This window comes from Zemynaea arenosa (assembly GCF_004614185.1).
Taxonomy (GTDB): domain Bacteria; phylum Pseudomonadota; class Gammaproteobacteria; order Burkholderiales; family Burkholderiaceae_D; genus Telluria; species Telluria arenosa.
In genome coordinates this window covers 1-9,531 of sequence record NZ_SPVF01000192.1, presented here as the reverse complement: position 1 = coordinate 9,531, position 9,531 = coordinate 1, and the positions used below count along the sequence as shown (strand labels likewise).

8 protein-coding genes are annotated in these 9,531 nt (G+C 65.7%); 3 read left to right on the top strand and 5 right to left on the bottom strand.

What is annotated here, in order from left to right:
- Positions 1 to 90: 90 nt before the first annotated feature.
- The 3 genes from E4L96_RS15120 to kefC all read right to left on the bottom strand — a co-directional run bounded on the left by E4L96_RS15120 (position 91) and on the right by kefC (position 3,743).
- Positions 91 to 1,293 carry a GGDEF domain-containing protein gene (locus E4L96_RS15120; protein ID WP_135208053.1) on the bottom strand — a complete coding sequence of 401 codons (1,203 nt, stop codon included), beginning with the start codon at positions 1,291 to 1,293 and terminating at the stop codon, positions 91 to 93.
- Between the two features lie 154 nt (positions 1,294 to 1,447).
- Positions 1,448 to 1,909: a host attachment protein gene (locus E4L96_RS15115; protein ID WP_135208052.1), complete on the bottom strand. Its 462-nt coding sequence runs from the start codon at positions 1,907 to 1,909 to the stop codon at positions 1,448 to 1,450.
- Between the two features lie 52 nt (positions 1,910 to 1,961).
- Positions 1,962 to 3,743 carry a glutathione-regulated potassium-efflux system protein KefC gene (kefC, locus tag E4L96_RS15110; protein ID WP_135208051.1) on the bottom strand — a complete coding sequence of 594 codons (1,782 nt, stop codon included), beginning with the start codon at positions 3,741 to 3,743 and terminating at the stop codon, positions 1,962 to 1,964.
- Positions 3,744 to 4,143: 400 nt separating this feature from the next.
- On the opposite strand from kefC, the gene E4L96_RS15105 reads away from it, so the two are divergent.
- Positions 4,144 to 6,171: a M13 family metallopeptidase gene (locus tag E4L96_RS15105; protein ID WP_135208050.1), complete on the top strand. Its 2,028-nt coding sequence runs from the start codon at positions 4,144 to 4,146 to the stop codon at positions 6,169 to 6,171.
- A gap of 53 nt (positions 6,172 to 6,224) precedes the next feature.
- Here the strand turns inward: E4L96_RS15105 and E4L96_RS15100 are convergent, their stop codons facing one another.
- On the bottom strand, positions 6,225 to 6,599 hold the full coding sequence (locus E4L96_RS15100) for a YciI family protein (protein ID WP_135208049.1): 375 nt from the start codon (positions 6,597 to 6,599) through the stop codon (positions 6,225 to 6,227).
- 68 nt (positions 6,600 to 6,667) lie between these two features.
- Positions 6,668 to 7,858: a serine hydrolase domain-containing protein gene (locus E4L96_RS15095; RefSeq protein ID WP_167758702.1), complete on the bottom strand. Its 1,191-nt coding sequence runs from the start codon at positions 7,856 to 7,858 to the stop codon at positions 6,668 to 6,670.
- A gap of 97 nt (positions 7,859 to 7,955) precedes the next feature.
- On the opposite strand from E4L96_RS15095, the gene E4L96_RS15090 reads away from it, so the two are divergent.
- Positions 7,956 to 8,915: an alpha/beta fold hydrolase gene (locus E4L96_RS15090; protein ID WP_220433440.1), complete on the top strand. Its 960-nt coding sequence runs from the start codon at positions 7,956 to 7,958 to the stop codon at positions 8,913 to 8,915.
- 60 nt (positions 8,916 to 8,975) lie between these two features.
- Positions 8,976 to 9,531, top strand: a 556-nt coding sequence (locus E4L96_RS15085; RefSeq protein WP_167758701.1) for a hypothetical protein, incomplete at its 3' end; no start/stop codon positions are given.

The window sequence follows — 9,531 nt, the reverse complement described above, 5'->3', positions numbered from 1 at the left end:
CCACGTGAGGCGGCGCCGGGCGGGGATGCGGCGCGGATGGCCGGCCACTGTCCGCTGCGCGGGCGCGTGGCCGACGCCCGCAACACCCGCCTATGCGTTCGCGCTCGAGCGGTCCACCAGGTGCAAGCGCGGCGCATCGTCGCCCGAGACGCAGACCCGGTTGCGGCCCGTCTTCTTGGCGTGGTAGAGCGCATCATCCGCGCGGCGCAGGATGTCTTCCCACTTGTGGTCCGCCGGTTCCAGCGCCGCCAGGCCGACGCTGACCGTGAGTGCGATGGTGTGGCCGTCGATGTGCAGCGGCGAGGCATCCACCAGCTCCCGCAGGCGCTCGGCGATGCTGCGCGCATCCTCCGCGCTTACGCCATTGATCAGCACCGCAAACTCCTCGCCGCCGATGCGGAACAGCGCGTCGTAGCCGCGCAGCGCGTGCGCGGACAGTTCGGTCACGCGGCGGATCGCGGCGTCACCCGTGCCGTGGCCAAAGCGGTCGTTGACGGACTTGAAGTGGTCGATGTCGAAGGTGATGAAGTACAGCGGCTCGCCGGTGCGGCGCGCGCGCCGGTAGTCGCGCTCCGCCAGGTCGTGCAGCGCGCGGCGGTTCAGCCACCCGGTCAGCGCGTCGGTGAGCGAGGCGCGGCGCAGGGCCAGCTCCTGGTGCCGCAGCACGATCAGCGCGCAGCACATGGTTACCACCGACAGGAAGACCAGCACGAACAGCGAGCCGGACGTCTGCAGGAACTGGCTGCCCAGGAAGGTCAGCGGCGTGTGCTCGCTGGCCACCATGTACATTGCCCGCAGCGTGAGCTGGAACATGAACAGCACTTCCAGCACCACCAGCGGCATGTAGGAGCTGCGCGCCTCGCTGTCCGGCTGGCGCCACAGCAGCCCGGCGATGCTCAGGTTGATGGCGGCGATGACGGGCGTGAACATCAACAGCCGGTGCGCGACCGAGCTGATGGCGAACGGCGTCAGATGCAGCAGGAAGACCGCGAGCGACAGCGCGGCCAGCACGTCATAGCGCGGACTGCGGCCCAGGTGGCGGCGCACCCCGGCCAGCACCGCGTAGTGGCCTGCGATATAGATGGTGTTGGCGATGGCGGGCAGCAGCGCATGCCAGCTGCCCGACATGGCGGCGAACGCGCCGACGATGTTATTGACCGAGAACAGGGCCCCGGCAATGGCCCAGTCCAGCAGGCAGCGCCGGCCGGACGAGGCGCGGTACAGCAGACCCATCGTTGCGGCCATGATCGCGCCCACCATGGCGGAGGCCACGATCAGTGTGAATGAGTCCATCAGCTCCCTCAGCTCGTCTACTCAGACAGGCAACGCATGGTGCTTGTCTGCATTTTCAGCGCATGAGTATAGTGCGGCAGAGGGAGCGGAATACTCTCGAATTGTCACGCGCCATCCCTCGTGGCGCGCTACGGCTCTAGTCCTGGCGGGCCATTCAGTGTTTCCAGGCTTTCAGCTGTTCGGCGAACTCGTTCGCGTTGGCGTAGGTGTAGTCCTTGTTAATTTCCTGCTTGATGAGCGGCTTGAGCTCGTCATCGAGGTTGTTGCGCAGGACGCCGAGGAATTCGGGCGAGGCCACCAGCTCCAGGTCGTCGAACTTGCCCTGCGCGTGGGCTTCGACCAGGTAATGGCTGAGCTCCTTGGCGAACAGGTGGTTGGCGTGCTGGGTCGGCGTTTCGCGCGGCTGATATTGCTTGGTTGGCGTGGCGCCGCCGGTCCCGTGCTGGCTCTTGCCGGCGGCAAGCGGGTCCAGGCCGTCGGTCTGGGACTCGTCGGTGCGCAGGCGCGCGGCCTCGTTCACCATGTCCTCGACTTCTTCCAGCGACTGCGAGGGAATGTGCTCGCGGAAAATGCGGGCGCGGCTGGCGTTGGCGGAAACAATCCAGGTCGTTTTCATCTTACCTCCGTTGCAAGTACGAACGTGAGGCGATCCTAGCCGAAGCGCGCGGTCAGTGGCGCGGCGTATCCAGGCGGATACGGTCCTGCTCGAAGTTGCGGGCCAGTTCGTCGCGCGCGGCCTGCTGCAGGGAGATTAACGCGGACTCGTCCTGGTAGTGCGGGGCGATCACGTCAAGGGTGGCCATGTTGTGTTCGCGGAATTTCAGGCGGGCGCGCTCTGCGGTTTCGGCGTCGATGCCCAGCGCTTCCAGGGCATGGCGGCCGAGCATCAGGGCGGCGTCGAAAGTTTCGCGCTCGATGATGGTCACGCCACGTTCGCGCAGTTCGAACAGATGGGTGACGTTGCGGGCGCGCGCGGCCATGCGCAGGTGGGGGAAGTGCTGGCGCACCAGGTCGGTGAGGGCCAGGCTGGTGTCCATGTCGTCGATGGCGTTGATCAGCAGGCGGGCACGGGCGGCACCGGCGGACTGCAGCAGGTCTAGGCGCGTGGCGTCGCCGTAGAAGACGTGGAAGCCGAAGCGGCGCACGGTCTCGATCAGGTCGGGGTCGTTGTCCAGCACCGTGACCGGGATGCCGGAGGCGTTCAGCAGGCGGCCCGCGATCTGGCCGACGCGGCCGAAGCCGGCGATGATGACGCGCGCGTCTTCGTCGGGCTCGATGACGTCCGGCGGCGGGGGCGCGCTGCCGTGCAGGGTGCGGCCCAGCCATTCGCCGGCCACCGCGGCCAGCGGGGTCAGCGCCATCGACAGGGCCACGGCGAGGACCAGCAGCTCGTCCCAGGGCGCGGGCAGCATGTGTGCGTCCTTGGCGACGGCAAACACGACGAAGGCGAATTCGCTGCCTTGGGAGAGCAGGGCGGCCAGCGGCCAGCGCTGCACGGGCGCGACCGGCAGGATGCGCGCGAACAGGCCGAGCAGCAGCATCTTGACCGCGACCACGCCGACCGTCAGCGCGGCGATCTGGACCGGCTGCGCGGTCAGGAGACCAAGGTTGACCGACATGCCGACCGAGGTGAAGAACAGGCCCAGCAGCAGGCCCTTGAAGGGTTCCAGGTCGGTCTCCAGGGCCTTGCGGTATTCCGAGCTGGCCAGCAGCACGCCGGCCAGGAACGCGCCGAGGCCCATCGACAGTTCGGCCAGCGTCATCAGCTGCGCGATGCCGAGCACCAGCAGCAGGGCGAAGGCGGTGAAGATCTCGCGCAGCTGGGTGCGGGCGATCAGGCGCAGCGCCGGGCGGATGAGGGTGCGGCCGATGAAGAGCACTGCCGCGATGGCGAGCGCGGCCAGGGCCCAGTTGAAGTGCTGGGAGGTGGTGGCCGGCGCCGTTCCGAGCAGCGGCACCACCACCAGCAGCGGAATTGCCGCCATGTCCTGGAACAGCAGGATGGCGAAGGCGATCTTGCCCGCGGGCGTGTTGTCCAGGTGGCGCTCCTGCATAGTCTGGACTGCGATGGCGGTCGACGAGAGCGCCAGTGCGAGCCCGGCCACGATGGCCGCCGCCGGAGGCAGCCCGAGCGCCCAGCCGCCGAGTGCGAGTGCCGCGCCGCAGACCAGCATCTGCCCGGTGCCGCCGCCGAGGACGATGGTGCGCATCGCGAGCAGCTTGCGCGGTTCGAGTTCCAGGCCGATCAGGAACAGCATCAGCACCACGCCGATCTCCGCCACCTGGCTAATGCGCTCGACTTCGTGGATGAGCCCAAGTCCCCACGGGCCGATCAGGCAGCCCCCGATCAGATACCCGAGCACCGCACCGAGTTTGAGCCGCTGCGCCAATGGCACCAGCAGCACGGCGGTAAAGAGGAAGACGATCGGCGTCAGCAGGACCTGGTGCATGTGCGGGCAGCGAAGGGTGGCGGGCGCCGCGGCCAGGGCAGCGACGGACTGCGCCCGATTATAACGACCTCCCGCCCCCCACCAATTGGAACCCTTCCCACCGGGGACGTACCCCGCTCCCACACCGGGGACGTACCCCGCCTTAGAGCTGTAGGAAAGCGCTGGTTTTTAACAATCTGCTCTCGGGCGACATAATCGAAAGCTCAGCAAAATCATGGGTTTACCGGGATTGTGATAATCCGGGCAATTCCAGTGGTTTGGGGACGTACCCCGGTGTGGGAGAGGGGTACGTCCCCGGGGGATTTACGGCGGTAAATGTGCAACATATGCATTGGAAAGGTCGCCGCTGAGGGCACCCCTCCTGTACGATGCTGGCATCCAAAAACAGGAGGATGACTATATGAGACTCAAGCTGTGCTGCGGCGTGGTGGCGGCGCTGTTCGTGGGCGGGGCCTTTGCGGCCGATGCCATGCATTCTGGTGTCGATAAGGCGGCGATGGATGCGAGCGTCCGCGCGCAGGATGACTTCTTCCGCGCGACTCAGGGCAAATGGCTGAAGGACGTCGATATTCCGGCCGACCGCTCGGGCTGGGGCGCGTTCAACGTCGCACAGGAGAATGCGGAAAACCAGATCCGTACCCTGATCGAACAGGCGGAGCAGGACAAGACCAGAACCGCGGGCTCGGATAACCAGAAGATGGGCGATTTCTACGCCAGCTTCATGGACGAAAAACGCCGCAATGAATTGGGCCTGACGCCACTGAAAGCCGAACTGGCGCGCGTGGCAGCTCTCTCCAGCCACCAGCAAGTGGGCGCACTGGCCGCACGCTTCAACCGGATTGGCGCGGGCGCGCCGCTGGATATTGCGATCCACCAGGACAATAAGGATTCCACCCGCTATATCGTGGACATCACCCAGTCCGGCCTCGGCATGCCGAACCGCGATTACTATCTCTCGGACAAAGACGCCAAGCTGACCGAAACCCGCGCACGCTACCAGCAGCACGTGGAAAAGATGCTGGCGCTCGCAGGCCACAAAAACGCCAAGGACGAAGCGGCCAAGATCGTGGCGCTGGAAACCGAGATCGCCCGCGCCCAGTGGAGCGCCGTCGAAAATCGCGATCCAGTCAAAGCCTACAACAAGCTGACCCTGGCGCAGGCGAAGGAGCTGATGCCGCATTTCGACTGGGCGACCTACCTGAAGGACACCGGCGTGGCCGGCAAGGTCGATTCGATCATCGTCAGCCAGCCGACCTATCTCTCCAAACTGGATGGCATCATCCAGGCGACCGCGGTCGATACCTGGAAATCGTATTTCGAATTCCGCCTGATCAGCGCGTATTCGCCGTACCTCTCGCAGCCGTTCGTGGACGAGAGCTTCGACTTCCGCGGCAAGGTGCTGTCGGGCGCCAAGGTGAATCGCCCGCTGCAGAAGCGCGCCATCGCGGAAATCAACCGCGACCTCGGTGAGCTGGTCGGCAAGGTCTATGTGAAGAATTACTTCCCGGCCGAGCGCAAAGCCCAGGTGCGCGAGATGGTGAATAACTTCCTGCTCGCCTTCAAGGAGCGCATCGACACGCTGGACTGGATGACGCCGGAAACCAAGAAGCAGGCGCAAGCCAAGCTCGCGAAAATCAACGTGAAGGTCGGTTATCCGGACCAGTGGCGCGATTATTCGTCGCTGACCATCGCGCGCGATGACCTGGTCGGCAACGTGATGCGTTCGCGCGAGTTCTCGCACGCCTTCGATATCGGCCACCTCGGCAAGCCGGTGGACCGCAACCAGTGGGACATGACGCCGCAAACGGTGAATGCCTACTACAACCCGGAATTGAACGAAGTGGTGTTCCCGGCCGCGCGCCTGCAATATCCGCTCTACGATCCGGACGCGGAGCCGGCGATTAACTACGGTGCGGTCGGCATTTCGATCGGCCATGAAATCAGCCACGCCTTCGACGACCAGGGCGCGCAATTCGACGGCGACGGCAACCTGCGTAACTGGTGGACCAAGGACGATGCAGAGAAGTTCGCGGCCAAGGGCAAGGTGCTGGTGTCGCAGTACGGCGCCTACAGCCCGGTGCCGGGTTATACGCTGAATGGCGAACTGACGCTCGGCGAGAATATCGCGGACAACGCGGGCGCCATCATGGCCAGCCGCGCCTACAAGATTTCGCTGAAAGGGAAACCTGCGCCAATGATCGATGGCTTCACCGCCGAGCAGCGCATCTTCATCGGCATGGCGCAAGCCCGCCGCGGCAAGATGCGCGAGCCGGCGCTGATCGCACAGGTCAAGTCCGACCCGCACTCGCCGTCCGAATTCCGCGTGAACGGCGCGCTGCGCAACCACCCGGGCTTCTACGAGGCCTTCGACGTCAAGCCGAACGACAAGATGTACCTCGCACCGGAGCAGCGTGTGATCTTCTGGTAAAGCCGCACGGCCTCACCACGCCAACGCCAGCCCCGCAAGGAGGCTGGCGTTGTTCATTCCGGGACATAGAACGAATGCACTGGCCGGATTTCGAGGCGCCAGCCCAGATTTTCGGCTTCCGGCATCGCAACAGCGGGGTGCATGGAGGCGATGCGCGTGGCTTCGGCCATGTCCTGAGCTTCGATCAGAAATACGCCTCCCACCAGTTCCTTGGCTTCGGTGAATGGCCCGTCGGTGGTCTGGATCCGGCCGCGTGTCCGGCGCACGCTCACCATGTCCGTGGCGATGCCGGCGTCCATGAGCACCCGCTCACCGGCGTAGAGCTCCTCGACAACCGCGCCGCAGCGCGCCATCAAGGCATTGATCTCCGCCTGGGGGAGAGCGTCCATTTTCGCGTTGTCAAAGTAGCCAAGGCAAAGGAATTTCATGTCTGTACACCTTTCGTGAGGGTTGTCGATGCCGTCACGACGAACCAGGACCGTTGGTTTCGACATCATCAGCGGCAGCCCGCGCTGACCACTGGATGGTCGCGGTGCTGGAGGCCCATGAGGTCGGGCCGGTCGTAGGGGACGTACCCCATCCAGAACCACGGCAGGCAAATCGGGCCGAAGGCCGCTTCCGTCATCGGCAGGAACAGGTTGCGGGCGTTGGAGCTGTTGGACAGCATGACGATCCCGCGCTTGCCATCGCGCAGGCCGAGCATCAGGTTCTGGGTGCCGTCGTCCGCTCCCTCCTTGAAGAACGCCGGGCCCGCCTTGGATTTGAACACGATCCAGCCCAGCGCCGCGGACAGCCGCGTGCCGTCGTTGATGTCGGTGCTGCCCGGCCAGTGCGAGGGGAATTGCTGGGGCGAGACGATCTTGATCTGCGGCGCGAGCATCGGGCCGGTGGCCGGGTCGTTCAGCACACCGGCCAGGAACTTGGCCATGTCCTCCAGCGTGGTGTCCATGGACCCGGCCGCGCGTGCGCTGCGGCGCCGGTCATGTTCGATGCGTTCGCCCTTCTCGCCGTAGTGGGTGACAACGTGCGCTGCGAAATCCGGCCGCCATGTGAGGCTGCTGTTCCGCATGCCGAAGCGATCGAACACACGTTCCTGGATCAGCGCTTCCACCGGCCGCCCGGTGCGCTCCTCCACCACCAGCTGCATGATGGCGATGCCTTCGCCCGAGTAGACATAGCGGCTGCCTGGGTCGAACTTGAAATCGAGCTTCTTGTCCTCGTTGATCCAGCGCCAGTTGAGCAGCCCGGAGCTGTGTGACAGCAGCATGCGCGGGGTGACCTGGCGCCAGCGCTCATCGCCTTTCAGGTCCGCGTACTTCTCGTAGTCGGGCAGCGGCTTCTTGAGCTGGCGCGGGAGCGGGGCATCGAGGTCGATCACGCCCTCGCGCACCAAGCCCGCGACCATGTAGGCGAAGACTGCCTTGGTCAGTGAGGCGCCGTACATGATGGTGTCCGTGGTGAGGGGGCGCTGGCTCTCCACGTCAGCAAAGCCGTAGGCCTGTTGGTAGACCACGCGGCCGTCCTCGATCACGGCCAGCGCGAGGCCGGGGACGTGGGCGGCCTGCATGGCCTGGGCGGCCGTGGTGTCGATGCGGGTGCTGTCGATGGCGGGCGGTGGCCGCGTCGCGCAGGCGGCCAGCAGGGGCAGGAGGGCCAGGGTGCGGATCAAGGACAGGGACTTGCGCATCGTACGGCCTCCAGCAAAGGGACGGTATCCCCGCATTCTGGAACAGAAGAGGGCGCGGGGCAACCACTGCGTCATCGGCAGTGGTGACGTTTGTCACTTGTCCTGGACCGGTGAGCACTGGTTCAATGAGGGCTCGATCAACTCATTCACTTCCACGACCATGACCCTGTTCTCGTCCCAGCGCCGCCGTGTGCTGATAGGCGCCATCGCCGCCGCCATCCTCTGCCTGCCCGCGTGGGCGGCCGACTTCACGTCCAACCGCATCAGCGTGCGCGTGGAGGGCAGTGGCGACGACGTGGTGCTGGTGCCTGGCCTGGCCTCGTCGCCCAAGGTGTGGGAGCACCTGGTGAAGGCGGTGCCGGGCCATCGCTATCACCTGGTGCAGGTCTCCGGCTTCGCGGGGCAGCCGGTGGGCGGCAATGCGGAAGGCCCGATCGCCGCGCCGGTGGCCGAGGAGATTGCGCGCTACATCCAGACTGCGGGGCTGAAGAAGCCTGCGCTGATCGGGCATTCGATGGGCGGCACCATGGGCCTGATGGTGGTGGCCCGCCATCCCGAGTCGGTGTCGAAGCTGATGGTGGTGGACATGCTGCCCTTCCTCGGGGCGGCTTTCGGTCCACCGGGGTCGACCCCGGAATCGCTCAAGCCGATGGCCGATGGCTTCGAGGCGCGCATCCGCACCGCGACGCCGGAGGCGCGCAAGGCCAGCGGCGCCGTCACCATCGCAGGCATGGTCAATACGGAGTCCATGCGGCCGGTGGCGGAAGCCGATTCCCTCTCCAGCGACCAGGCGACGGTGGCGCGCGGCTACCGCGAAGTGATCCTCACCGACCTGACGCCGGAGCTCTCCCGCATCACGGTGCCGACCACGGTGCTGTACGTGCAGCAGAAGGGCATTCCGGTGACGGCGGAGCAGTTCGACATGTTCTACAAGATGGCCTATGCGCCGCTGAAGAACGTGACGCTCAAGCGGGTCGACAACAGCGCCCACTTCATCATGTGGGACCAGGCGCAGCGCTTCCAGGACGACGTGCGGACCTTCCTCGGGTCGAACTGAACGAGACGTAGCGCGCATTTTTTGTAGACTGGGCCAAGTTGATTCCTGGCCGAGGTGGATGTGCGCTATCTGGATTTCAGCTCCTGGGAAGGAGTGCTCACGACGTTGCTTGGGCTTGCGCTGGTCACGCTGATCGGCGTGGGCATCCGCGTGCTGATGATGCAGACCATCCAGCAGAAGCGCGAGCGGATGAACCGGCAGATCAACGAGCGGGTGAAGACGCTGATCGCGGCCTACCGCACGCTCGGTGGCTCGTTCACGGGGGAGCTGACCGTCGATCCGACGCATCTGCGCGATGTGAAGGGGGAGCTGGAAGGGGAGAGCCGCAGCTCGGACCGGGCGCGCAGGATACGCGATGCGGTGGAGGGGGCGCTGGCGGACATCCTGCTGCTGGGGACCGAGGAGCATTGCCGGCTGGCGGGGCAGGCCGCGGCGGATATGGCGGCGGGACGGCCGATCCACACGGCCGATCTGGTGGTGGCGCTGCGCGATTTCATCCGCGAGGCGCTGGATCTGGCGCCGATGCCGGCCGATGTTGTCATCCCCGCGCAGGGGCCGACCCGCACGCAGGGTAGCGGAGGGCGCGGCAAAGGCGGTGAGGAAGGCGGCCGTGGAG

Bases quoted from the DNA above. Each gene is read 5' to 3' on its own strand.
- E4L96_RS15095 (WP_167758702.1), bottom strand. From the start codon at position 7,858: ATGCGCAAGTCCCTGTCCTTGATCCGCACCCTGGCCCTCCTGCCCCTG.
- E4L96_RS15120 (WP_135208053.1), bottom strand. From the start codon at position 1,293: ATGGACTCATTCACACTGATCGTGGCCTCCGCCATGGTGGGCGCGATC.
- E4L96_RS15115 (WP_135208052.1), bottom strand. From the start codon at position 1,909: ATGAAAACGACCTGGATTGTTTCCGCCAACGCCAGCCGCGCCCGCATT.
- E4L96_RS15105 (WP_135208050.1), top strand. From the start codon at position 4,144: ATGAGACTCAAGCTGTGCTGCGGCGTGGTGGCGGCGCTGTTCGTGGGC.
- E4L96_RS15100 (WP_135208049.1), bottom strand. From the start codon at position 6,599: ATGAAATTCCTTTGCCTTGGCTACTTTGACAACGCGAAAATGGACGCT.
- kefC (WP_135208051.1), bottom strand. From the start codon at position 3,743: ATGCACCAGGTCCTGCTGACGCCGATCGTCTTCCTCTTTACCGCCGTG.